At 73.4% G+C, this 24,559-nt stretch carries 18 protein-coding genes, 1 tRNA gene and 1 pseudogene; 6 read left to right on the forward strand and 14 right to left on the reverse strand.

All coding sequences use genetic code 11. The features are described 5' to 3' along the window. Positions 1–60 precede the first annotated feature (60 nt). Positions 61–1,281, forward strand: coding sequence for a Fic family protein (locus tag LEL83_RS14485; RefSeq protein ID WP_225559339.1), 1,221 nt, complete (start codon positions 61–63; stop codon positions 1,279–1,281). Positions 1,282–1,307: 26 nt separating this feature from the next. Continuing rightward, the gene (locus LEL83_RS14490; RefSeq protein ID WP_225559340.1) at positions 1,308–3,479 is read left to right on the forward strand and encodes a S9 family peptidase; all 2,172 of its coding nucleotides are present in this window, start codon (positions 1,308–1,310) and stop codon (positions 3,477–3,479) included. Between the two features lie 146 nt (positions 3,480–3,625). Here LEL83_RS14490 and LEL83_RS14495 read toward each other — a convergent pair whose 3' ends face one another. From LEL83_RS14495 to LEL83_RS14505, 3 genes are read right to left on the reverse strand one after another with little or no spacing between them, the layout of a single operon-like run. Beyond that, complete coding sequence (locus LEL83_RS14495) at positions 3,626–5,155, reverse strand: CYTH domain-containing protein (RefSeq protein ID WP_225559341.1); 1,530 nt, start codon at positions 5,153–5,155, stop codon at positions 3,626–3,628. Beyond that, positions 5,152–5,991 carry a hypothetical protein gene (locus tag LEL83_RS16330; protein ID WP_225559342.1) on the reverse strand — a complete coding sequence of 280 codons (840 nt, stop codon included), beginning with the start codon at positions 5,989–5,991 and terminating at the stop codon, positions 5,152–5,154. Before LEL83_RS16330 ends, LEL83_RS14495 begins: the two co-directional genes overlap by 4 nt. Further along, entirely contained in the window at positions 5,988–6,326 is a 339-nt protein-coding gene (locus LEL83_RS14505) for a PadR family transcriptional regulator (RefSeq protein WP_225559343.1), read from the reverse strand. Before LEL83_RS14505 ends, LEL83_RS16330 begins: the two co-directional genes overlap by 4 nt. A 66-nt stretch (positions 6,327–6,392) precedes the next feature. On the opposite strand from LEL83_RS14505, the gene LEL83_RS14510 reads away from it, so the two are divergent. Further along, entirely contained in the window at positions 6,393–6,665 is a 273-nt protein-coding gene (locus tag LEL83_RS14510) for a mycoredoxin (RefSeq protein ID WP_225559344.1), read from the forward strand. Positions 6,666–6,877: 212 nt separating this feature from the next. On the opposite strand, the gene LEL83_RS14515 is transcribed toward LEL83_RS14510, so the two are convergent. Then, a complete protein-coding gene (locus LEL83_RS14515) occupies positions 6,878–9,004 on the reverse strand; it encodes a DEAD/DEAH box helicase (RefSeq protein ID WP_225559345.1) in 2,127 nt (708 codons plus the stop codon). A gap of 523 nt (positions 9,005–9,527) precedes the next feature. After that, complete coding sequence (locus LEL83_RS14520; protein WP_225559346.1) at positions 9,528–10,772, reverse strand: aminoglycoside phosphotransferase family protein; 1,245 nt, start codon at positions 10,770–10,772, stop codon at positions 9,528–9,530. A gap of 80 nt (positions 10,773–10,852) precedes the next feature. Here LEL83_RS14520 and LEL83_RS14525 point away from each other — a divergent pair, with 80 nt between their 5' ends. Next, complete coding sequence (locus tag LEL83_RS14525; protein ID WP_225559347.1) at positions 10,853–11,929, forward strand: FUSC family protein; 1,077 nt, start codon at positions 10,853–10,855, stop codon at positions 11,927–11,929. A 106-nt stretch (positions 11,930–12,035) separates the two neighbouring features. Here the strand turns inward: LEL83_RS14525 and LEL83_RS14530 are convergent, their stop codons facing one another. Continuing rightward, positions 12,036–12,344 carry a hypothetical protein gene (locus tag LEL83_RS14530; RefSeq protein ID WP_225559348.1) on the reverse strand — a complete coding sequence of 103 codons (309 nt, stop codon included), beginning with the start codon at positions 12,342–12,344 and terminating at the stop codon, positions 12,036–12,038. A gap of 197 nt (positions 12,345–12,541) precedes the next feature. Here LEL83_RS14530 and LEL83_RS14535 point away from each other — a divergent pair, with 197 nt between their 5' ends. Beyond that, positions 12,542–13,219 carry a response regulator transcription factor gene (locus LEL83_RS14535; RefSeq protein WP_198658071.1) on the forward strand — a complete coding sequence of 226 codons (678 nt, stop codon included), beginning with the start codon at positions 12,542–12,544 and terminating at the stop codon, positions 13,217–13,219. Continuing rightward, positions 13,216–14,721, forward strand: coding sequence for a sensor histidine kinase (locus LEL83_RS14540; RefSeq protein WP_225559349.1), 1,506 nt, complete (start codon positions 13,216–13,218; stop codon positions 14,719–14,721). Before LEL83_RS14535 ends, LEL83_RS14540 begins: the two co-directional genes overlap by 4 nt. Before the next feature lie 27 nt (positions 14,722–14,748). Here the strand turns inward: LEL83_RS14540 and LEL83_RS14545 are convergent, their stop codons facing one another. The 8 genes and pseudogenes from LEL83_RS14545 to LEL83_RS14580 all read right to left on the reverse strand — a co-directional run. Continuing rightward, positions 14,749–18,183: an error-prone DNA polymerase gene (locus tag LEL83_RS14545; protein WP_225559350.1), complete on the reverse strand. Its 3,435-nt coding sequence runs from the start codon at positions 18,181–18,183 to the stop codon at positions 14,749–14,751. A 28-nt stretch (positions 18,184–18,211) separates the two neighbouring features. Continuing rightward, entirely contained in the window at positions 18,212–19,840 is a 1,629-nt protein-coding gene (locus tag LEL83_RS14550) for a DNA polymerase Y family protein (protein ID WP_225559351.1), read from the reverse strand. Continuing rightward, the gene (gene imuA' / locus LEL83_RS14555; protein WP_225559352.1) at positions 19,837–20,655 is read right to left on the reverse strand and encodes a DnaE2-dependent mutagenesis accessory factor ImuA'; all 819 of its coding nucleotides are present in this window, start codon (positions 20,653–20,655) and stop codon (positions 19,837–19,839) included. Before imuA' ends, LEL83_RS14550 begins: the two co-directional genes overlap by 4 nt. Before the next feature lie 75 nt (positions 20,656–20,730). After that, positions 20,731–22,236: an anthranilate synthase component I family protein gene (locus tag LEL83_RS14560; RefSeq protein WP_225559353.1), complete on the reverse strand. Its 1,506-nt coding sequence runs from the start codon at positions 22,234–22,236 to the stop codon at positions 20,731–20,733. After that, complete coding sequence (locus LEL83_RS14565) at positions 22,215–23,138, reverse strand: aldose 1-epimerase family protein (RefSeq protein ID WP_225559354.1); 924 nt, start codon at positions 23,136–23,138, stop codon at positions 22,215–22,217. Before LEL83_RS14565 ends, LEL83_RS14560 begins: the two co-directional genes overlap by 22 nt. Positions 23,139–23,215: 77 nt before the next feature. After that, positions 23,216–23,291, reverse strand: a tRNA-Ala gene (locus LEL83_RS14570). Between the two features lie 108 nt (positions 23,292–23,399). Next, positions 23,400–23,774 (reverse strand): ribosome silencing factor, encoded by a 375-nt coding sequence (rsfS, locus tag LEL83_RS14575; protein WP_198658065.1) that lies wholly within the window; start codon positions 23,772–23,774, stop codon positions 23,400–23,402. Between the two features lie 131 nt (positions 23,775–23,905). Continuing rightward, positions 23,906–24,559 (reverse strand): annotated as a pseudogene (locus LEL83_RS14580) (hypothetical protein); the annotation flags it as partial.

Raw genomic sequence — 24,559 nt, forward strand, 5'->3', positions numbered from 1 at the left:
TCCATGCGGCGACATACGGATTGCTGGCGGCGGGGGCGCTGGTGGTCCTACCGTCGCCGCATGGAACTCCGGAGCGCCACCTGGCCCGTCCACGAACACGCCGATCGCCCCTGGCGCAGCTCGGTGCGCGGACCGCGGGAGGACCGCGAACTCACGCGCATCCGGGTCGCCGTCCCCCCGCGGATCGCCCGGGTGCGGTGGCGGCCGGACGCACCGACCGAGGCCCTGCTCGACCGGAGCGCAGCAGCCCTCCGGAGCCTCGACGTCCACCACGGCGGGCGGCTCGCCCCGCTCGGCCTCGTGCTCGGCAGAACCGAGGCCGTGGCGTCGTCGCGCATCGAGGACGAGGCGGCATCCGTCGACGACCTGGCCAGGGCGCTCGTCGGGGTCCGCGCCGACCCCGGGGCCACCGCCGTCGTCCGCGCGGCCGGGGCGGCGGACCGGCTCGTCTCGGACGCCGACCGCTGCGGTGCCGTCACCGAGGCGTCCCTGCTCGACGCCCACCGCCTGCTCATGCGCGACGATCCGGTCGACGGTCGGTACGCAGGGCGGTACCGCGACGTGCAGAACTGGATCGGCGGAGGGCGCACGCCACGACTCGCGACGTACGTGCCTCCCCCACCGGAGATCGTCGCCCCGCTGATGGCGGACCTGTTCGCGTTCCTGCACCGCACCGACCTGCACCCGATCGCGCAGGCGGCGATCGGGCACGCCCAGTTCGAGTCGATCCACCCGTTCACGGACGGCAACGGGCGCATCGGCCGCGCCCTCATCGGCGCCGTCCTCCGGCGACGCGGTGTGACCACCACGGTGACCGCGCCGGTCGCCACCGTGTTCGCGGCGGACCGTGCGCGGTACTTCCGGCACCTCGAGCGCTACCGGGACGGCGAGGTCGACGCGTTCGTGGTCGAGGTCGCCCTCGCGATCGGCACCGTGTGCGACGAGGCCTCGCTGACCGCGCTGCTGCTCGCCGAGTCCGCGGTCGACCTCGCCGCGGGACCGTGCGCAAGGGGCCCGCACGCGGTGGTCGGTCGCGCGCTCGAGATCGACCCGGTCCTGACCGAGGAGCAGCTGTCGGAGCTGGTGCCGGCAGCGTCGGTGCCGGTGGTCGTCGCGGACCTGGAGCGCGCCGGCGTGCTCCGGCCCGTGACCGAACGGCGGCGGGACCGAGCGTGGGTGGCGCCCGCGGTGGTCGCTGAGCTGCAGGCCTTCGAGGAGCGCGTCCGTGCCGCTGTCCGAGCGCGATCACGGCCGTGGGCAGGCGACGGGTCCGCAGCCTGACGGAACCGTGCGAATAGGGTGGGACGGTGAGCAGCGAGCACACCCAGTCCACCCCGCCCAGCGCCGCCAAGCGGCCCGTGACGCGGACCCACCACGGGATCGACTTCGTCGACGACTACGAGTGGCTGCGGGACAAGGAGTCACCGGACACCCTGGCGTACCTCGAGGCCGAGAACGCCCACACCGACGCCGCCACGGCGCACCTGGCACCGCTGCGCGAGCGCATCTTCGCCGAGGTCAAGAGCCGCGTGCAGGAGACCGACCTCTCGGTGCCGGTGCGCATGGGCGACTGGTGGTACTTCACCCGCACCGCGGAGGGCAGCCAGTACGGCGTCCACTGCCGGACGCCCGTCTCGGGCCCGGACGACTGGACGCCGCCGGCGGTCGTCGAGGGCGCGGCGACGCTCCCCGGCGAACAGGTCGTCCTCGACGGCAACGCTCTGGCCGACGGGCACGAGTTCTTCTCCCTCGGCACCTACGACATCAGCGACGACGGCACGCGCCTGGTGTACGGCAGCGACGTCGAGGGCGACGAGCGGTACACCCTGCACGTGCGCGACCTGACGACCGGTGCCGACCTCGGCGACGCCATCCCGAACACCGGCGCGGGGGCCACGTTCGACCCGACCGGCCGGTACGTCTTCTACCCGACCGTCGACGAGTCGTGGCGCCCGGACCGGATCTGGCGGCACGCCGTCGGGACCGCGGCCGCCGACGACGTCGTGGTGTTCGAGGAGCCCGACGACCGCTACTGGGTCGGTGTCGGCGTGACCCGGTCGTCGCAGTACATCGTCATCGAGCTCGGGTCGAAGATCACGTCCGAGGCGCACGTCCTCGACGCCGCGGACCCGACCGGCGAGTTCCAGGTCGTGTGGCCCCGTCGCGAGGGCGTCGAGTACGAGATCGAGCACGCGATCGTCGGCGGGAGCGACCGGTTCCTCGTGCTGCACAACGACGGTGCCGAGAACTTCGAGCTCGTCGACGTGCCCGCCGACGACCCCACCTCGGAACGTGACCGCCGCGTCGTCGTCGCGCACCACAGCGAGCGTCGCATCGAGTCGGTCGACGCCTTCGCCGGTCACCTGGCGCTGGAGTACCGGTCCGAGGCACTCCCCCGCGTCGCGATCATCCCCATCGAGGGCGACGGCTACGGCGACGCGCACGAGGTGCCCTTCGACGAGACGCTGTTCTCCGCCGGTCTCGGCGGGAACCCGGAGTGGGAGCAGCCGACGCTCCGCCTCGGGTACACCTCGTTCGTCACGCCGTCCGAGATCAGCGACCTCGACCTGGCGACCGGCGAGGTGACCGTCCTGAAGCGGCAGCCCGTGCTCGGAGGGTACGACCCCGCCGACTACGTGCAGGAGCGCGACTGGGCCACCGCGCCGGACGGCACGCGGGTGCCGATCTCGCTCGTCTGGCGTCGCGACGCCGTCGACGAGCGCACGCCCGCACCGCTGCACCTGTACGGCTACGGCTCGTACGAGCACTCCATCGACCCCGGGTTCAGCGTCATGCGCCTGTCGATGCTCGACCGCGGTGTCGTCTTCGCCGTCGCCCACGTGCGTGGCGGCGGCGAGCTCGGACGGCACTGGTACGAGAACGGCAAGACCCTGACGAAGATGAACACCTTCACCGACTTCGTCGCGGTCGCCGACCACCTGATCGCCTCCGGCCGGACGAGCGCCGACCGGCTCGTCGCCGAGGGCGGCAGCGCCGGAGGGCTGCTCATGGGCGCCGTGGCGAACCTCGCGCCGGACCGTTTCGCGGGCATCCTGGCCGCCGTGCCGTTCGTCGACGCGCTCACGAGCATCCTCGACCCGGACCTGCCCCTCACCGTCATCGAGTGGGACGAGTGGGGCGACCCGCTGCACGACGCCGAGGTCTACCGCTACATGAGCGAGTACTCGCCGTACGAGAACGTCCGCGACGACGTGCAGTACCCGCGGATCCTCGCCGTCACCTCGATCAACGACACCCGTGTGCTGTACGTCGAACCCGCGAAGTGGACGGCGAAGCTGCGCGAGGTCGGCGCCCCGGTGCTGCTGAAGACCGAGATGTCCGCCGGCCACGGTGGCGTCAGCGGCCGCTACGCGTCGTGGAAGGAGCGGGCGTCCGAACTCGCCTGGCTGCTCGACGTGCTCGGGCTCGCCGACGAGACGCCCGCCGCGGCGAGCGCGAACCCGATCGCCGCCGGCTGAGCCGACGGACACTGCGCGTCACGAGCGATCGCACGACATCGTGAGCAGGAATGGTCGGGTCCCGAACGGGAACCCGACCATTCCTGCTCACGAAGTGAACAGCGCGAACGCGAGCGACACCGCGAGCGTGAACGACACGCACGCGCTCACACGCGGTTGAGCGCGTGCACCGCCTCGTCGTAGGACTCCTCGGCCAGGCGCACCCGGTCCCCCGCGAGCACCCCGTAGCCGAACGTGCCCTCGCCGCCGCGCTCCGCGATCGCAGCGTTCGCCCGCAGGATGTCGAGGGCGTGCAGGGACCGCACGCGTTCGGTCAGCACGTCGGCCGCGGTGCCGATCCGCTTCCACAGCGCGTGCGGGAACGCGTCGTCGCCGAGCACGTCCATCGTCATCCGGGCGCGCATGGTCTCCTGCCACGCGGCCTCGGTGGTGGCGCGGTCGGCGGCCTCGCGCTCGGCGGCGGTGTCCGACGTGTCGTCGGCGACGGCGGCGCGGACGAGCTCACGCACGCGCGGCTTCACGTCGGCTCCGACGTCCTGCGCGACCTGCTTCGGCGAACGGAGCGACCACGCCGTCGGCACCGGGCGCTCCGCGGCGTCGTCGAGGGCGTCGAGCAGTTCGAGGAACGGCTCGCCGTGCAGGAACGCCAGGACGTCGCGCACCGCCTGGTCGCGACGTTCGCGGGTCGAGGCGAGGATGCGCTCCCGCGTCATGGCATCGACCAGGTCGTCCTGCGCGGGAGACGACGCCCGGGGCAGCCGGTCGATCAGGTACTCGGCCAGCGCGGCACGCGCGGTGACGGCCGCCAGGCCGTCCGCCGCCTCTGCGGCGCGGTCGACGGCCTCGCCCGCCGGGAACGCCGGGCGGTACGCGCCCATGATCGCGGCGATCTCCAGGGTGGTCTCGGCCGCCTGCCGGAGGTCGGTCGCATCGCCGAAGCGGAGCCGGGCCTCCTGACCGAGCAGTGCGGTGCGCAGCTTGCGCACCCGCTTCGCCAGCACGCGTGCGGTCGTGCCCTTGGCCGGCTTGTCCTCGGTCTGGAGGCGCGGTGCCGGTGCGCCTGCCAGCCCACGCGCCAGCTTGGACGCGACGGCGGCGGGGCCGGCACCGACGGCCGCGAAGCGCCCGTCCAGCGCTGCGAACAGCTCGTGGGCGATCTGCGGGTCGACGTCGCCCACGGTCTCGACCTCGACCTCGCGCCAGGTGCGCGGCGTCTCCGGTGCCTCGTCGTCCAGACGCTGCGCCGACACGCGGTCGTCGGCGAGTTCGGCGACCTGGTCGCCGTCCTCGTCGAGCAGGCGGGTCACGGTGCGGGTCGTGGTGATGCGCACGACGGGGCGCAGCCCGCGACCGCGACGCTCGGTGAACAGCGCGGCGAGGACCTCGACCGGCACGGTGTCGGCGTCGTCGGTCAGCGGGAAGTGCTGCTCGTGCCGGACCGTGTCCGACTCGGCGCGCTTGATGTGCCAGCCGGCGTCCGGACCACCGGTGCGGCGGCGGACCGTCACCCGTGCGGCCACCAGGTCGTAGCGCTCGGTGTCCCAGTAGGTCGCGTTCAGTTCGAACGGCTCCTGGTGCTCGGTCCGGAGGATGCCGCCCGCGCCGACGAGGTCGGGCAGGGCACCGCCCTCGGGCAGGTCGTAGGTGCGCTCGATCTCGAGGTGGGTGTCGCTCACGCGCTCTTGTCTACCAGGGCTGCACCGTGCGGTTCGACCACTGCCGGCGCTTCTGTGGACAACCGCCCCGCAATCACCGCGCCGACGACGGCGACGAGGAACGGCACGGCGCCCAAGGCGCACGACACCGTCGCCGAGACCGAGTCCGCGAGATCGGTCTGCCACACAGCGTTCCCCAGCGGGAACACGAGGACGGACGCGACCACGGGGAGGAGCAGGAGCGACCAGGTAGGACCCGGACGACGGAGCACGACCAACCAGACGGCGAGCCAGGCCACGGCGACCGTCCCGAGCCTGAGCGCAGGGTGCACCGGCGCGTTGAAGAGCCCCGTGGTGAGCGACCACCAGAGGGCGGTCACGGCGAGCACGGCGAGCGCGCCGATCATCCGGCGGCGCAGCGATGCTCCCGTCACGAGCAGGACGCACGCTGCGACGACCGTCCCCGGCAGGACGGTGAGGCCGATCGTGACGAGCTGCATCACCGAGACGGCGCCGACGAAGCCGTTGTACCGCTGCAGGAGCCCCAGACCCACGCTGGCCGCCAGGAACGAACAGACCGCAAGGGCGAGCAGCACCGGGATGGTCGGGACGGCGTGCGCGCTGCGGCGGACGGAGCCGGGCATCGTGGTCATGGTGTTCCCCCAGGTGGATCGGTGACCGGCGCGTCGGTGGAACAGCGCCGTGGTGAGTGCGCCGAACGCGAGTGTGGTCGGCGAGAGGTCGAGTTCGCGGGCGTCGCGGACGTCGGCGGTCCACTGCTCGCGTCGTGCAGCGCGGTGCGACGCAGGCGAGGCCGCCAGGGCCGCTCCGAGCAGCACGCGCTCGAGCGCGCTCACGAGGTCACCGGCCGGCTGTTCGGGCGCGCGGCACCGGTGGACCGGGCAGCAGCACGGGCTGCGTCGGCACGGGCCGCGACCAGTTCGCGCGACGCGACCTGGCCCTCGGCGGTGAACTCGTACATCCGGCGTCGAGGCCCGGACCGCTCGGCGTCGTCGTCCCAACTGGATCGGATCCACCCGAGCTGTTCGAGTCGTTCGAGGATCGGGTACACGGTGCCGGCCTGTCGCCCGGTCGCCTTGATGACGAGCAGCCCCCAGGTCGGCCCGTCCGCGGTGAGCAGTGCATCGAGCACGTCGAGCGTGGGGGCGGTCACGCGTCGGATCAGTTCCATGCGCTCAACCTACCTATGTAGAACAAGCGCCGCAAGCCCCTCAGGAGCACGGGTTAGCCTGCTGCCATGAGCGACACGATCACCCGCGAGCAGTTCACCCCCGAGTCCGGCGGCGTCACGATGTTCACGACGACGTGGTGCGGCTACTGCGCCCGGTTGAAGAACCAGATGACCAAGGCGGGCGTGCCCTTCACCGAGGTCGACATCGAGCAGACCCCGGGGACGGCCGAGCTCGTCGCCCAGGTCAACGGCGGCAACCAGACCGTCCCGACGCTCGTGTTCCCCGACGGCAGCACCGCCACGAACCCGTCGCTGGCCGAGGTGCAGTCCCGCATCTGAGCGGCGGCGCACCCGCGCGAGCGGCCGCGGCGGCGGCGCGGCGCGGCGCGGCGTCCCTGCGCACAACCAAAGTCCGTCCGAACCACGCGATCACGTGGTTCGGACGGACTTTGGCTGTGCGAGCCGGGTCGGCGCCGGGCGCCGGGCGCAGCGGCCGCGCCGGGCGCAGCGGCCGCGCCGGGCATCGCCGGGCGCCGGACGCGCGCGCCGCGCTAGCCCCCGAGCGCCTCCGTCAGCAGGGCCGCCATAGCGTCGAGCTGGATGTCGCCGGAGTCCACGACCTCCTCGTCCGAGCCGTCGAGCGCACGAGCGGCCAGGGACGCCTTCGAGTCGATGAGCTCGGCGATCTTCGTGTCGATCGTCTGCGCCGCGATGATGCGCCACGCGGTGACCGGCTCCTCCTGCCCGATGCGGTGCACGCGGTCGATGGCCTGGGTCTGCTCGGCGCTCGTCCACGACAGCTCGGCGAGCACGACGTTCGACGAGACCTGCAGGTTCAGGCCCACGCCGGCCGCGGTGAGCGAGCAGACGATGACGGCGACGTCGGGGTCGTTCACGAACGAGTCGATCTCGGCCGTGCGCTGCGCCGGGGTCTGGTCGCCGCGGATCGTGGCGGTGCGCAGGCCCCGGCGTGCGAAGACCTCCTCCGCCTGGTCCATGACGTCCAGGTGCTTCGCGAAGAACACGACCTTGCCGACGTTCGACGCGAGCTGCGCGGCGTAGTCGGCCGCCAGCTGGGCCTTGGCGCGACCGATGCGGCGGACCATCGAGAACACGTTCTCGCCGGTCGACGAGGCATCCTGGTCCTCGAGCTCCCAGCGGGCGACCTGGCGGACGAGCCGGTGGTCGATGCCGACGACCGGGTCCTGCCCGGTCCGGGCGTCGAGCGCCTGGTGGTACCGACGGACGAGCTTGGCGGTGAGCTCGCGCTCCGCGTCGCGGATGGAGCGGCCCTCGTCGCCGTCGAGCTCGACGGGAATGTCGGCGATGCGGCGGGCGGGGATGTCCGCGGCGACGTCGACCTTGCGGCGGCGGACGATGCCCTGGTCGATGACGGCACGGCGCGCCTCGACGAAGAACCCGGGGTCGGCCGGCGTCAGGCCGATCTCCTCGAGCTCGTTCATGAGCTGGGCGCGCGGCTTCTTGTCGTCGATCCAGCCGAGGTACTCCCAGATGGTGCGGAAGTCCTCGACCGAGTTGATGAGCGGGGTACCGGTGAGCGCCATGAGCAGCGGCGCGGCGGTCCGCTGCCGGATGCGTTCGGCGATCTGCAGCACGAACCGGGCGCGCTGCGAGTCCTTGTTCTTGATGAAGTGCGCCTCGTCGACGACCATGCCCTTGAACCCGAAGTTCCCGAGCCATCCGGCGTGCCGGTCGAGGATCTCGTAGTTCACGATGACGATGTCGGCGAAGCCGTCCAGGTCGTTGCCGTCCCCGTGGATGACGGTGGCGCGGTGGTTGGGCACCCAGCGCTCGGCCTCGCGCGCCCAGTTCGTCTTGACGACGTTCGGCACGACGACGAGCAGCGGGAACGCGTTCGCGGCGTCGGCGGCGAGCAGCGACTGCGCCGTCTTGCCCAGGCCCGGCTCGTCGGCGAGCAGGAACGTGCGGTGGCCCTGCGCCGCGGCTGCGACGACTTCGGCCTGGTGCTTCATGAGCGTGGTGCCCGAGCGCGAGTGCAGCGACGTCGGCTCCGGCAGCGGCATCGACGCCGCTCCCCCGCCCGCGCCGTACTCGAACGACTTGAAGAGCGGCCCGAACAGCTCCCAGTTCGCCAGGCGACGCGGGTGCGCGACGGGCTGGTCGGCGAGCGCGAAGTCCGGCGGCATGAACGGGTTGGCGAGCTGGCGCTGCACCACGGCCTGCGGCACGACGGCCCGCACCGGGGTCTCGACGACCGGGGCCGGTTCGGCGGCGATGACGAGGTCCTCCGGCTGCAGCTCCATGCCGCCGGCGATCATCATGTCGCGCTTCACCGCACGGGTGGCCTCGGAGACCTGCACCTCTTCGGCGAGGAGCTGGATGACGCTCGTGTCGCGCGCCGCCGTCTTCGCCAGGATCGTCGCGACGCCGTCGAGGCGCTTGAGCTGCTCGGCGCGCTGCGCGTCGGTGAGGTCGGTGTCCGCCTTCACCCGCGCGCGCTCCTCACGCATGAGCAGGGCGACGGCCTGGAACTTCGTCCGGTTCGACGCCTTGAGCGGACCGCGCTGCGCCGCGGCCTCGACCTCGCGCACCGCGCGGGCGAGCACGGGGATGACGCCGTCGTTGTCCAGCGGCCGGGTGCGGCGTGACGCGGTCCGCGTCCCGCCGGCAGCTCGCCGGGTGCCTGATCGAGCCAACGCTCCTCCTGTTCCGCCCGCGCGTCGGGGCGATCCGCCCGCGGGCGGGAAGTCCTGCACCGGGGCCTCGCACGGCTCCGGTCCGGCTGCGGGCCACCGTGGCCCGCCGCATCGCCGGTCCCCGCATCGGGACGTCCGGTGGAGTCCCGCGGACCGTTCCACCGCGAGCGCCTGGTCGGCGCCGGGTGCGACGGTCCGCGCCGGGATCCGGCGTCGTCACACGCACGTGATGCCCCCGCGGGGCGGTCACGGCCCGGTCCCCGCGTCGATCAAGTGATCGACGGCTGCGTCCGGAATCGACGCGGCACGCGGGAACGCGGTGCGTGCGCGGTCAGTTTACTCCCCGACCACCGACGGAGGCGAGTCGGCGGCACCCGCGCGCGTCGCGGCGGCGGACGGGAGGCCCGTTGCGGGCCCGCCCCGCGCCTCCCGTCCGCCCTTGGGCCACCTGCACCCCACGCGAGCGACAGGTGCCGCGGATGGTCCGCGCGGATCCGTCGCCCACGCGCCCGCGGTCCGCGCCTCAGGCCTGGGGCGCGGACCGCGGGCGCGTCGACGCCCCGGTCGGGAGGCTCGGGGCCGGGTCCGCCAGGGCAGCCCGCGTCGCACGCAGCAGCTGCTGCGCGGTCTGCACCCCGTTCGCCGAGCCGGTGGTCGCCTGGCCGCCGGCGTGGGCGAGCAGCTGCGCGCCGATGGCGGGTCCGATGCGGTCGGCCTCGCGCGGGTTGCGCGCCGCCCAGTCGCGGGCGATCGCGTCGGCGAGCCGCTCGGCGGCGGCCCCGCGATCGGCGTCCCCTCGGGAGCGGTGCCACAGCCCCGTCACCACCAGGTGCGCGACGACCGCGCCGACGTCACGGACCGGGAAGCCCCAGCCCGCGGTGTCGATGTCGAGCAGGCCGGAGATGCGCCACGGCTCGTCCTCGTCGACGAAGACCTGCTCGAGGTGCAGGTCGCCGTGCACGACCTGCTTCGTCGCGCTGGTCCACCCGATCGAGCGGCGCCCGATCGCGTCGTACAGGTGGTCGATCTCCTCGGCGTCCTGCGGCAGGGCGGCGACGAGCGTCCGGCGGTGCCAGTCGGCGTGGTCCATCGCGTCGGCGCGGGCCTGCTGGGTCATCGGGACGGTGGCGACCCGGCCGCTCAGCGCGGCGAGCGAGGCCACGAAGCGCGGGTCGTCGGCGATGTCGAGGATGCGGCTGCCCGCGGGGACGCCGCGGATGCGTTCGAGCACCAGCAGACCGTCGCCGCGGCTCGACAGCACGCGGGGCACCGGCAGCCCGGCCGCGACGAACTGCTCGTGCGACCGGACGATCGGCGCGACGCGGTGCGGGCGCACGATCTTCAGGAACAGGGTGCGCTCAGGGGCGTCGACCCGCACCACCGCACGCTTGCCCGGTCGGTAGGCGGCCACCGTCAGGACCGGGTCGGTGACCGGCATGCCGAGCGTCGTCAGGAGCTCGGCGACGGCGTCGCGGTAGGTGACCTGCGGCAGCACCGGCAGGCCGGGGTCGTTCGGGTACGCCCACACGGACACCGGCTCACCCGTCGTGGGATCGGTGACGATCGCGCTGTTCTGGTCGTGCGTGCCGCCGGTGTCGACGTACGTCAGGACGGTGGCGCGCTGTCCGGTGCGGTCGACGGTGTCGACCTCGTAGCCGTACAGGTACCCGTTGCCCGACGGCTCGACGGAGTGCGCGCGTGCGGCCACCACCGAGGTCCCGGAGCCGGCGAAGGCCTGCGGGATGACGCGCTCATGGTTGGGCCACACGACATCAGTCAACCGTGTCGGGGCGGTTTCGTCGCGTTCGTGCACGGCTCGGCGCGCGGCCGGTGGCTACCGTGGTCGGTGTGAACCCGGTCGCCCGTCTCCGCAGCTCCAGTCGGACGCCGTTCCTGCAGGTCGTGAAGACCGCCGTCGCCGTGGTCGCCGCCGTGCTGCTCTGCCGGCTCGTCATCGACGGGCCGTTCCCGACCTTCGCCGCGATCGCCGCGCTGCTCGTGGTGCAACCGAGCATCACCCAGTCGTTCGTCAAGGGGCTCGAGCGGAGCGCCGGCGTCGTGCTGGGGGTCGTCCTGGCCACCGGGTTCCACCTGCTGCTCGGTGACGGTGTGCTGGTGGTGCTGCTCGTCATCGTGCTCGCGATCCTCATCGCCTGGGCGCTCCGGCTCACCCCGACCTCGGCGACGCAGGTCGGGATCAGCGGCATGCTCGTGCTCACCGCCGGCGTGGTGACGCCGAACTACTCCGCCGACCGGGTCCTCGAGACCGTGATCGGCGCGCTCGTCGCCCTCGTCGTCAACGCGCTGATCGTGCCGCCCGTCCTGCTCGAACCCGCGCACCTGGCCGTCGCCCGGCTCGCCCGCGACACCGCCGTCGCGTTCGAGCGGATCGCGATCGGACTGACCGAGGGGTGGGACCACGACCGGTGGGACGAGGCGCTCGTGACGGCACGGGCCCTGCGGCAGCAGCACGCGAAGACCGAGGCGTCGCTCGCCGCCGCACGCGAGTCGCTCACGATGAACCCGCGCGGCGGGCGGCACCGCCGGGTGCTGGACCGCGACGTCGCCGTCACGGACCACCTGCGGGTCCTGGTCACCCGGGTCACCGGGATGACCCGGGCGATCCGTGACAACACCGCGCCGGACCTGCGCGCCGACCCGGTGGTGCACGGCATCGCGACCGAGGTGGCCCGGATCGGCGCCGACGTGCGGGCGCTCAGCGCTCGGGTGGAGTCGACGCGGCTCGAGCCCGGTGCCGGTGCGGGCGGTTCGTCGGACGAGCTCGGCGCCTCGGAGGTCACGGAGCCCGCGCTGACGGCACCGCTCACGGTGGTGCGGCCGAACACGCGGCACTGGGTGCTCATCGGCGCGCTGCTCGAGGACATCCGGCGCGTGCGCGAGGAACTGCTCGGCGAGGACGACTAGGCGCGCTCGTCGGTGCGGGTGGGCCGGGCCGAGGCGCGTGGCGCTCGCCCGACGGCGACGCGCGGCGCGCGGTCGGCCGGCCCGTGGGTCGGTGCTCGGCGCGACGTCAGCCCGTGGCGCGCGCCGCCTCCGACGCCGACTGCACGACGTCGCCCCAGATCACCGCCGTCTGCACCGTCGCCGTCGCTCCCGGAGCGCCGACGTGGGCGTACCGGCAGATCTCGGCGACGACGGCCTCACTGCCGACCTCGCGAGCGGCACGGCTCGCGACGTCCGGCACGGCCGTCCGCAGTTCGGCGACCACCCGCCCGCGCGGGACGTCGTCCAGCTGTGCGAGTGTGCCCATGCCCTTCCACGCCGCGTCGAGTTCCGCGCGCAGGCGCAGGATCGCCGGGTGGTCGATCGAGTCGTTCATGATCCCCCAGTGCTGTGGCCAGCGCCTCGGGTGACGCCGTCCGCTGCCGGAGCCTAGCAACGACGCAAGCAGTGCTCACGTCCCTAGAACAAGGGACGGACCGTTCTGCCTGTCCTGTGACGAGATTCAGCGAGATCGGCCGGGGGAACGACCGCCGCGACCGGTTCGATGCCACGATGGGTCCGAGGAGGTCGAACATGCGGCTGTTGGTGGTCGAGGACGACGACGAGATGCGCGCGCTCATGGAACGCGGGCTCGCTGCCGAGGGGTACCGCGTCACGGCGGTCGAGAACGGCGTCGAGGCACTCATCGCCCTCGGCGAGCAGGCGTTCGACCTGGCCGTCGTCGACGTCATGATGCCCGGCATGTCCGGCTTCGAGCTCGCCCGACGCATCCGCGAGCGCGAGGACCCGGTGCGCATCCTGCTCGTGACCGCGCGGGACGCCGTCGACGACCGGGTGTTCGGGCTCGACGCCGGTGCCGACGACTACCTCACCAAGCCGTTCGCCTTCGCCGAGCTCACCGCCCGCCTGCGCGCCCTCGGTCGCCGCGAGTCCGCCGGCGCCACACGCACCATCGAGGTCGGCGACGTCTCCATCGACTCCGAAGCCCGTCGCATCGCGATCCGCGGCCAACGCGTCGCCGTGAGCCCGACCGAGTTCGCACTGCTCCGGCTGCTCGCGCGGTCGGCGGGGAGCGTCGTCGACCGCCCGAAGATCCTCGAAGAGGTCTGGGACGGCTCGCAGCACGTCGACCCGAACGTCGTCGAGCAGTACATCTCGTACCTCCGCAAGAAGCTCACCGCGCACGACGCCACGGTCGCGATCGCCACCGTCCGGGGCCGCGGGTACCGCCTCGACCTGCTCGGAGCGTGAACGAGGCCGCGGACGGCTCGCGATCGGACCGCCGCGGCCCGATCCGTCCCCTGCGGCTGCTGTCGCTGCGCGCGCGGATCACGATCGGCTCGACCGCCATCGCGGCGATCGTCATCCTGCTGCTCGTCCTCGTGATGCGGTTCCAGGTGGTGAGCGTGGTCGCCAGTGCCTCGCGCACCCTGCTCGACGCCGACGCCGACCCGTACGTCGCCACGCTCGAGGTCGACAGTGATCCAGACCTGTCCCCGCCCGGCAACGCGCAGCTGGTGGCCGTGGTCTCGCCGTCCGGCGAGATCCGCCTGTCCACGATGCCGAAGCGGGTCGAGCAGGCCCTCGGCAGCCTGACGACCACCCCGGCCGGAACCTCGGTCATCCGCGTGTCCGGGTCGGAGTACCGCGTCGTCGTCGAGCACCCGGTGAACCAGGTCGGCCGGTGGACCGTGGTCGCGGCGCGGAACTCGCAGGCCGAGGCGATCGTCGTCGACGACCTCACCACGACCCTGTCGCTGACCGGTGTCGCGATCCTCGTCGCCTTCGGTGTGGCGTCGTGGATCCTGGCGACCGCGGCGCTGCGGCCGGTCAACCGGATGCGGCGCGAGGCGGAGCGCCTGTCCGCCGCCCCCGAACGCGCCGAGCTGCCCGTCGGTCCGGCACAGGACGAACTGGCCTCGCTGGCGACCACCCTCAACGCCTTCCTCGCCCGGACGCGGCAGGCCACCGAGCGGGAACGGCAGATGGTGTCCGACGCGAGCCACGAGCTCCGCACACCGCTCGCCATCCTGACGACGCAGCTCGACCTGGCCGCGCTCGACGCCGACGACGCCGCCGCACTGGCCGCGCACATCGAACGCGCCAAGCACAGCGTCGCCCGCCTGTCCCGACTGGCGAACGACCTGCTCGCGCTGTCGCGGATCGAGGAGTCGGAACGCCGTGAGCAGGACGGCGACCAGCGCCCCGAGACCGCCTGGTCCGACCTGGGCGACGAGGTGATGGCCGCCGTGGACCGCGTCCGGCTCATCGCGTCGGCGAAGGACATCACCGTCGACTTCGACCTCGAACCGCCGGTCGCGGTGGGTGGCGCGGGACCGGGCACCGGCGGGGGCACCGTCGAGCCTCGCTACCGGATCGACACCGGTGGGATGGCGCAGCTCGTCACGAACATCGCGGGCAACGCCGTCGCGGCACTCCCCCGCGGCGGTGGCATCTTCGTGTCCTGGCGCAGCACGGGCGACGAGGGTGTGCTCCAGATCACCGACGACGGGCCCGGTGTGCCCGAGTCGTTCATCCCGGTCGCGTTCGACCGGTTCACCCGCCCGGACGAAGCTCGGAAGTCGCGGCCGAATCCCGACCCCTCGACCGGTGCCGTCGCCGTGCCCGGCGGGTCCGGCCTCGGGCTCGCGATCGTGCGTGCCGTGGCGGAACGGGCGGGAGGCACGGCTGGGCTCCGCAACGTGCCCTCGGGTGGTCTCGAGGTCACGGTGCGTCTGCCCGAGGTGCGCTGAGCGCAGCGGTCCGCGGTGCCGGCCGGATCATTGGAAGTCCCGTGAGCGTGTCCGGACCGACAGGGACAGGTGCTCGATCCGGTCGGCCACCAGGTTGACCACACCGTCGGGCGAGCGTTCGAGGATCCCCCGGACGATCACCGCCGGCGACTCCCGTGCCACCCGCCGGTAGCGGCCCCACACCCCGACGCTGCAGATGACGTTGACCAGTCCGGTCTCGTCCTCGACGTTCAGGAACGTGATGCCGGACGCCGTCGCCGGACGCTGCCGGTGCGTGACGATCCCGCCGATCTCGACCCGCCGTCCGGTCTCGGCGGTCGCGGTGTCCTGCACGCTGAGCACCCGCCGCGCCGCGAGCCGGTCGCGCACGTGCCGCACCGGGTGGTCGTCGGTCGTCATGCCCGTCGACCACATGTCGGCGATCAGGACGTCGCCGCTCGTCATCTGCCCGAACAGCGGCGGTTGCACGACGACCTGCGTGTCCGGCAGCTGGTCGGGCCGCTCGGCAGCCGCCTGGGCCGCCGACCACATCGCACCACGCCGGTCGATGTCGAAGGGCGCGAAGGCGTCGGCGGCGGCGAGGGCCTCGAGCTGTGCGGTGGTCAGGCCGACCCGGCGGGCCAGGTCGGACATGTCGGCGAAGGGGCCGTTCGCGTCCCGCTCCGCGACGATCTTCTCGGCGCTCCTGCGGCTGAGCGACGCGACCTCGGCGAGCCCGAGCCGCACGGCGAAGGCACCGTCACGTCGATGGCGTGCGGTGTCCTCGGGGAGCGACCCGTCGAACGGCAGGACCGGCGGCTGCTCCGTGACCAGGCAGGCGTCGTCCCCGCCCGACGCTGCACCGTCCGGCACGGCGCCGTCCGGCAGCGCTTCGAGCGTCGCGTCGACCCCGGAACGCAGGATGTCCGGCCGGAGCACCTGGACGCCGTGCCGTCTGGCGTCGGCGACGAGCGTCTGCGGCGAGTAGAACCCCATCGGCTGCGCCCGGAGCAGCGCCGCGAGGAAGGCGCCCGGGTAGTGCAGCCGCATCCATGCGCTCGCGTAGACGATCAGGGCGAAGCTGATGGAGTGGCTCTCCGCGAAGCCGAAGTTCGCGAACGCCTGGATCTTGGCGTAGATCGCGTCGGCATCGGCCCCGTGGATGCCGTTGTCCGACATGCCCGTGTAGAGCTTGTCGCGCAGACGGTCGATCTTCTCGTGCCCGCGCTTCGACCCCATCGCCCGTCGGAGCAGGTCGGCGTCGTCGCCCGAGCAGTTGCCGACCGCGATCGCCATCTGCATCAGCTGCTCCTGGAACAGCGGGACCCCGAGGGTCCGTTCGAGCACCGGCTCGAGCGACGGGTGGATGTACGTGATCGGCTCCTCGCCGGTGCGCCGACGGATGTACGGGTGCACGGCACCACCCTGGATCGGCCCGGGACGGACCAGTGCGACCTCGATCACCAGGTCGTAGAACCGGCGGGGCAGGAGCCGGGGCAGCGTGCCCATCTGCGCCCGCGACTCGACCTGGAACACCCCGATGGTGTCCGCCCGGCAGAGCTGGTCGTAGACGCCCTGTTCCTCCTTCGGCATGGAGTGCATGTCCCAGCGCTCCCCGCAGTGCTCCGCCGCCAGGTCGAACGAGTACTGCAGCGCTGCCAGCATGCCGAGCCCGAGCATGTCGAACTTCACCAGGCCCATGTAGGCGCAGTCGTCCTTGTCCCACTGCAGCACGGTGCGACCGTCCATCCGGGCGTGCTCGATCGGCACGACCTCGCCCACCGGCCGGTCGGTCAGCACCATGCCCCCGGAGTGGATGCCGAGGTGTCGCGGGAGCCCGAGCACGTCGCTGGCGAGCCCGACGACCGCCGGCGGGATGTCGTGGTCCTGGCTCTCGGTCACGGATCCCCACCGCTCGACCTGCTTCGACCAGGCGTCCTGCTGCCCCGGGCTGTGGCCGAGCGCCTTCGCCATGTCCCGCACCGCGCCCTTCGGTCGGTAGGTGATCACGTTCGCGACCTGCGCGGCGTTGTACCGGCCGTACTTCTCGTACACGTACTGGATCACCTCTTCCCGCCGGTCGGAGTCGAAGTCGACGTCGATGTCGGGTTCTTCGTCCCGCATCGCCGACAGGAACCGTTCGAACGGCAGCCCGTACCGGATCGAGTCCACCGCGGTGATCTCGAGCAGGTAGCAGACCGCCGAGTTCGCCGCCGATCCCCGTCCCTGGCACAGGATGCCCCGGCTGCGGGCGTACTGCACCATGTCGCGCACGATGAGGAAGTAGCCGGGGAAGTTCTTGTCCTGGATCACGGACAGTTCGCGTTCGATGCGCTCCCGCTTGTGCGGGTCGACGCCGTCCGCGCTGCCCGGGTAGAGCCGCCGCGCACCGGTCCAGGTGAGCTCGCGCAGCCACGACATCGCGGTGTGCCCGTCGGGGACGTCCAGGTCGGGCAGCCCGGGCTTGACCGTCCGCAGCCGGAAGCCGAGCTCGTCGGCCAGGGCGACGGTGTGCTCGATCGCGCCCGGGTAGCGTCCGAAGCGCCTGGCCATCTCGGCCCCGGAGCGCAGGTGCGCGGTGTCCGCGGCGGGCAGCCAGCCGTCCACCTCGTCGAGGCTGCGGCGGGCCCGGACCGCCGCGAGTGCGGTGGCGACGGGGAACCGGTCGGGGGTGGCGTAGTGCACGTTGCCGGTCGCGACCACCGGCAGCGCGTGCTTCGCGGCCAGTTCGGCCAACGCGTCGTTGCGGGCGCTGTCCAGGGGGTCGCCGTGGTCGATCAGCTCCACCACCACGTTGCGGGTGCCGAAGCGGTCGAGCAGCACCCGCAGGGCGGTCTCGGCCGCAGACGCGCCGCCCTGCTCGAGGGCCTGCCGCACGGTGCCCTTCCGGCAGCCGGTGAGCACGCGCCAGTGTCCGTCCGCCCGCGCCGCCAGGTCGTCGAGGTCGTACCGCGGGCTGCCCTTCTCGGACCCGGCTGCCAGGTGCGCGCTCGTCACCGCGCCCGCCAGCCGGTGGTAGCCGTCCTGCCCGTCGGCGAGCAGCAGCAGGTGGGAGCCCTCGGGGTCCGGGACACCGTTCTGCGGCTCGGTCAGCCCGAGCGACAGCTCGGTCCCGAAGACCGTGCCGACCTGCGGGTACGCCTCGGCGACCTCGGCCATCCGGGCGGCCCCGTAGAAGCCGTCGTGGTCGGTGAGGGCGAGGGCGTGCAGCCGCAGTCGAGCGGCCTCCTCGAACAGCTGCTCGGGCTGGCTCGCCCCGTCCAGGAAGCTGAACGTCGAGTGCGCGTGCAGCTCCGCGTACGGCACGACGGGCGCGGTCTGGCCCGGCTCGGTGGGTGGCGGGGCGGCCGCGTACGGTTCGCGCTTGCGGGACCACGCCGGGCTGTCCCCGCCGTCGCCGTCGTGGGTGCTCCCCGGGCTCCGCTTGTCGGACAGGGCGCGCTCGAACTGCGACCACGGGATGGGTGGGTTGCTGTAGCCCATCAGGTCACGCTCCTGTTGCTGGTCCGGTTCACGTCGCGACCGCCTCGGCCCACCACCGGTGGTCCGCCAGCACGAGGTACCACGCACGACCCTCGGCGTCGACGAGCTGCAGCCGGTGCAGGCGCCGCCCGCCGGACTCCCACCACCGCACGACCAGCGGCCACGGGCCCGCCCAGGCCGTCACGCCGGCGAACGCACCGCCGCGGTCGCCGTCGGCACGGAACCGCCCGGGCACGCCGGACAGCACCCCACGCTCGTCGACGTCGACGTGCTCACCGCCGACCGTGACCACGTCGACCGGCCGGGGGCGTTCGAGCACGGTGGCCGGTGGCGGGCCGGGCAGCTTGCCGGGCCACGGGCGGTCGCGGACGGTCGCCAGGGCCCGCTCGCCCCCGGCCGGGGCGTCACCCCACGGCACGAGCACCACGCGCTCGGACAGGGTGCGGCCCCCGCCGATGCGCGGGCTGACAACGCCGTCGTGCCCGACCATGCCCTGGATCCGGGCGAGCCCGTGGTGCACGCGTTCGTCGGGGCCGGAGCCCCACAGTCCGCGTTCGTGGTTCGCCACGTCGTCGACGGCCACGGGCTCGAGCACGACCGAGGTGACCGGTGCTTCGAGCCCGCTCGGGTCCACCCCGCCGGCGAGCTGCCAGCGCACCCGGTCGACCACGTCGGCGGCGTCGAACCAGCGCGGGTGCGCCCAGGTCCGTTCGAGCAGGACGTCCCGCTCGTCGACGATCCCCACCCGGATGGTCGTCGCCACGAGTCCGGCGACCCGGAGCCGCTCGGCGAAGTCGTCGGCGGAGCGCCGGAACGCGAACGCGATCTGGTCGGCGCGGTCCAGCGGCGGTTCGAACGACGCCTCGACCCGGAGTTCCGGCGGGACCTCCCGCGCCGCGATCTCGCGCGGGTCGCGACCGCCGGCCAACCGGTGCAGGAACGCCCCGGCCACGCCGAACCGGTCCCGCACCTGCTCGTCGCCGAGTGCCGCGAAGTCGCCCAGTGTGGTGATGCCGAGCCGGTCGAGCACCGTCGCCAGGTCGGGGTCGCCGAGCACCCCGAGCGGCAGGTGCGCGAGGAAGTCCGCCGATCCGCCGACGGGCACCAGGCGCACACGTTCGCCGGGACGCACCGGACGGGCACGGGCCGCCTGGTCCGCCGCGAACGGGGTGTCGGCGACCCCGGCCCGCACCGCCGGTGCACCGTGGTCGGCCGCGATGCCGGCCAGGGTCGCCGCAGCCGCTCGCTCGCCGCCGTAGTACCGGGCCGGCCCGCGGGCGCGCAGCGCGAGGGTGCCGGGCCGGAGTACCTCGACCCCGGGGACCGCTGCCTCGACCGCACGGATGACGGGTTCGAAGGCGCGGTGGTCCAGGGCGTCGTCGTACGGCTGCACGACGAGCCCGGAGCAGCGGGCCTGGGCCTCACGCACACGGAGGCCCCGCACGACGCCCTGCTCGCGTGCCGACGCCGAACTCGCGAACACCAGGCCCTTCGCGACCAGGGCGAACGGCTGCTCCGGCGGGGTCCCGGCCGCCCGGGACGCCGCGATGACCGGCCAGTCCGGGCACCAGAGCACGATGGTCCGGGTCGGGGGCGGTTCGGGCAGTGCCGCCCCGCGGGTGATCGCGTCGGCTCGGACGCGGCCGGCGGCGATCACGACGCCACCGCCACGGGCCGGAGCACCCGGGTGTCGCCGGAGCCCACCGACGGCACCGGGGTCGCGGCCCGGACCGCGCCGTCCGCCGCGGGCAGGAGGAGCTCGGCGGTCGCCGGACGCACCGCGCCGGCCCGCCCGCTCGCCGTCACGGTGGCCCGGCGCTCCGTCAGGTGCCCGTGGCCCTGTCCGATGCCGCTCCACGTCGAGGCCGTGACCCGCAGCGTGACGTCCGCCCCGGGCCAGGAGCCGAGCGCGACGAGCGCCCCACCGCGCTGCCGCAGCCGGGCCGACAGCCGTGCGACGTCACCGGGCACGACCCGGCCGAGCGGTCGGGTGAGGACGATCTGCGCGACGTCGGCCATCGCCGCCGTCACCGCGAGCCACTGGTCACCCGGGTCGGGGACGAGCACGAGCCGCTCGAGGTCGATCCCGGCGGCGGCGGCGGCCTCGATCCCGAAGGACGGCACCCCCACGACCGCGCACCACGCCCCGGCGGCCGAGGCGGCCTGCAGCATGGTGATCGCGAGCAGCACGGACTCGGGCACGGCGTAGGTGCCACCGACCCGGATGGCTCCGCCCGGCAGCAGGGGTTCCAGTGCGGGCGCGGTGGGGAGCCCGGCGGTGTCGACCCGCGTGGACTCCATGTCGGCGACCCGCGAACGCAGGGAGGTGATGCGGTCGAGCGCCGCGCGGGCATCGCCCAGGTGGTCGGTCCCGCGGCGCGGTCCGCCCCGGGCAGCACCGCTCCGCCCGCCCCGTTCCGGGTCGGGCGACCGGAGTGCTGCCGCCGACTGCATGCCCTCATGTTCGAACATGTGTTCGATGATGTCAATCGCGTCCGACATCCGTGGACAGTGCGGTTCGAACACACGTTCGTCGGCTCTGTCAGCTCACCACGACACCACGGCTCCGACGCTGCCCAACACCGACCGCGTCTTCGTCTCGACCTCGTCCGCCTCGTCCGCCGCCACCGACGACCACGTCACCGCTCCCCCGGCCCCGAGGGTGCGGGACCGCACGGAACCCGCGTCGTCGAGCACCGTCACCAGTGTCCGGATCACCACCGACAGGTCCACCGCCCCGCTCGCCGAGAAGTACCCGATCGCCCCCGAGTACACCCCGCGCGGCGCCCCTTCGAGCCGGTCGGCGATCGCCATCGCGCTGATCTTGGGCGCCCCGGTCATCGACCCCGGCGGGAAGGCCGCACGCACCACGTCGGCGCGCGACGTCCTCTCCGGCAGCACCGCGCCGATCGTCGACACCATCTGGTGCACGCTCGCGTAGGTCTCGACGTCGCACAACCGCTCGACGTGCACCGAGCCGGGCAGCGCCGTCCGCAGCAGGTCGTTCCGCAGCAGGTCGACGATCATCACGTTCTCCGCGCGGTCCTTCGCGCTCGTGGCGAGTTCGTCGCGCTCGGCCGCGTCCGCGGCGGGGTCGACGAGTCGCGGTCGCGTGCCCTTGATCGGCTCCGCCAGGACGGTCCCGGCGGCGTCGATCCGCAGGAACCGCTCGGGCGACCGGCTCGCCACCCGCAGCGGCCCGAGCCGCAGCCAGGCGCCGAACGGCACCGGGTCCGCCGCACGCATCCGCAGGTACTCGAGCAGGTGGGCGTCCGCGCCGGAGCCGGCCCGGGCCTCCCGGCCGACCGCGAAGGCGGTGGTGAGGCAGACCTGGAAGGCGTTGCCCTCGCGGATCTCGGCGCGGCACGCGTCGACCGCGTCCTGGTAGGCAGCGCGGCTCACGCGGGCGGTCGCCACCCCGTCCGGGAGGCCCGGGGGCACCTCCCCGGGGTCGGCCGACGCCGTCGACGTGGGCACCGACTCGAGCCACGCCCGGTTCCGCGCGCTGGCCGCCGGTTCCGCGTCGGCGACGAGCGCCAACGCCCAGGCCCCGCCGGCGTGGTCCACCACGACCGCGCGGTCGACGAACCGCAGGTCTGCGTCGGCGTGGCCGTCGGCGGTGCGATCGGGGCCGCCGGACTCCCTGCCGAGCTCGTAGCCCAGGAACCCGACCCAACCGAGCGCGAACCCGCACCCGGCAACCGCTCCGGGCAGGTGGGGCGTCCGTGCCAGCAGGTCGGCCAGCGCCGCGAAGGCCGGACGGTCGTCCGAGCCGGTCGGACCGAACCAGGCCGCGGCCGGTGCTGCGACGGTCCGGTGCGCGCGGCGGTCCTGGTGGTGGAACCGACTGGCGAACGGCCCGTCGGTCCACGCGAGCACCGACCAGCGCGCACGAGGGCGTGCCGTCGCGGGAGCGCCGTCGGGCAGCGCCGAGTCGAGCCAGACGAGGTCGGCGGTCGACGCCGCCGCGAGGACGGCCAGGTCGGGAGCCGGGTCCAGCCGGCGGACCTCGATGCGCGCGGCCGGGACGGTCAGACCGCGGCGATCGTCCATGCGGCGGCGTGCGAGGCGCCCGGCGTGAGGACCACGAGACCGCGGTCCTCGCCGTCGTTGAAGGCGTCGGGGGCGCACGTCATCGGCTCGACGGCGAGGCCGGTGCGGTGGTACTCCGGGACGACGTGGTCCGCCGTGTGCACCTGCGCCCAACCGCACTCGGGTCCGAAGGTCACCCGGACGCCGTGCCCGTCCGTCGCCGTGACCGTGATGGCGGCGAGTCCGGCGGCGTCGCGGTCGAAGCCGGTGAACGCGTGGTCGACGAACCGGTCGCCGATCAGCGTCGGGGTCCGCAGGTCGAACTCGTCGTGCACCGGCACCAGGTCGGTCGGCACGAGCCGGTCCGGCGTGACCTCGAGCACCTGCGCCGCCGGCAGCGTGAGGGTCCAGTCGTCCACGCTCCCGGGGCCGGCGCTGAGGTACGGGTGCGGACCGGTCCCCCAGGGCGCGTCGTCGGCCCCGGTGTTCGTCCCGGTGATCGTGGTGTGCAGCCCCTCGGCGTCGAGCCGGTACTCGACCGTGACCTCGACGCGGTACGGGTAGCCCTGCTGCGCCTGCACGGTCGTGCCGAGCACCACGCGGTCGGGCTCGGCGGCCCGGACGCCGAAGTCGGTCCAGGCGACGAGTCCGTGCAGGGCGTGGTGCCGCGTCGGCTCGGTGAGCGCGAGCTCGTGGTCGGTGCCGCCGAAGGAGTACTCGCCGTCGACGATCCGGTTCGGCCACGGGGCGAGCACGGCACCGCGGAAGACCGGGCGGACCTCGTCGGCGTCGAACGGCACGACCAGGTCGCGGCCCTCGTGGCGGAGCGTCCGGAGCGTCGCGCCGACGGTGGCGATGTCGGCCGTGTACCCGGCGGAGGCGATCGTCAGCGGGGACCCGGACAGCGGCGCATCGTTGCTCATGCGCTCAGCGTAGCGGGCGGTCGGGCGGAGCCGGAGACGAGGAAACCCCCGCCGTTCCGAGGAACAACGGGGGTTGTTGGTGGATCTGAGGGGACTCGAACCCCTGACCCCCTGCATGCCATGCAGGTGCGCTACCAGCTGCGCCACAGACCCAGAACATTTTGCTGTCGTGACCTCCGGTTCCCCGGGGGCACCATGGAAGCGTACACCACGCGAACGCCGGGTGACGAAATCGGTGCCGTCACCCGGGCGCGTCGCTGATCAGGCGGTGTGGTCCACCGGGAGCTCGAGCGAGATCGTCGGGCAGTCGGCCCAGAGTCGCTCGAGCGAGTAGTACTGGCGGTCCTCGTCGTGGAACACGTGCACGACGATGTCCCCGAAGTCGATGAGGACCCAGCGGCCCTCGGCCCGGCCCTCACGACGGAGGGTCTTCGCGCCGAGCTCGAGGAGGCGTTCCTCGACGGCGTCGGCGATGGACTGCACGTTGCGTTCGTTCCGACCGGTTGCGAGCAGGAACACGTCCGTGAGCTGCAACGGCCCGGTCACATCGAGCGCGACGAGGTCCTCGGCCTGCTTGGCGTCGGCCGCGAGTGCTGCGGCCTGCACGAGTTCCAGTGCGCGAGTGGAGGCGGTCACGGATTCCTTCCGGTCGTCGAACCGACGGACAGCCGGTTCGCTTGCTGGGTCACGATCATAAGCCACGCCACCGACAGCGGCCAGACGGCTGCCGACGGTGGCTGCGGGTGCGGCGATAGAGGACGCGGGCGTCAACCGCCCATGTGGGTCGTGATGAGAGCGACGATGATCACGCCGGCCGCGGCCAGTCCGACCGAACCGAGGGCCAAGCTGAGCACGAGCGGCGTGCGTGACTCCTTCGGCTTCGCCGCGGCGAGGACGACCTGGCGCGTGGACGTGTGGCTCGACACCGCACGGCTCGCCCGCACGGGGCTGGCGTCCGTCTCGGGCTGCTCGTCGTGCTGCTCGAGCAGCCGGTCGACCTCGGCGCCGTCGATCGGCCGGTGCGACCCGGTCGAGGACAGCGACGCCGGCAGGTCGATCGAGCCGGTCAGGATGACCTCGCCCGTGGCGTTGAGCGCACCGGTCGGGTCGGCCAGGGCCGAGTTCGGCAGGATGATCGCGTTGGTGTTCGTCACGGCGACACGGCGCGTGCCGGTCTCCTCGTCGTGCACCTCGGAGTCGTTCGAGTCGTGTGCCTGCTGCGACCAGTGGCCGGCGGGCGGCGCGAACGCGGTCGTCACGGGCTTGGGCTCGGACGAGCGCTGGAACGCCGCGGGGACCTTCGGAGCAGCTGCCTCGGGCTCGGCGGGGGTGTCCGTCGCGATCCTGGGCAGGGGCACCTCGTTGGTGTCGTCGTCCTCGGCGTCGAGCGAGAGCGGGAACACCGCCGGGGTGGCGGCAGC

The sequence above is a fragment of the Curtobacterium oceanosedimentum genome, assembly GCF_020297365.1.
Taxonomy (GTDB): domain Bacteria; phylum Actinomycetota; class Actinomycetes; order Actinomycetales; family Microbacteriaceae; genus Curtobacterium.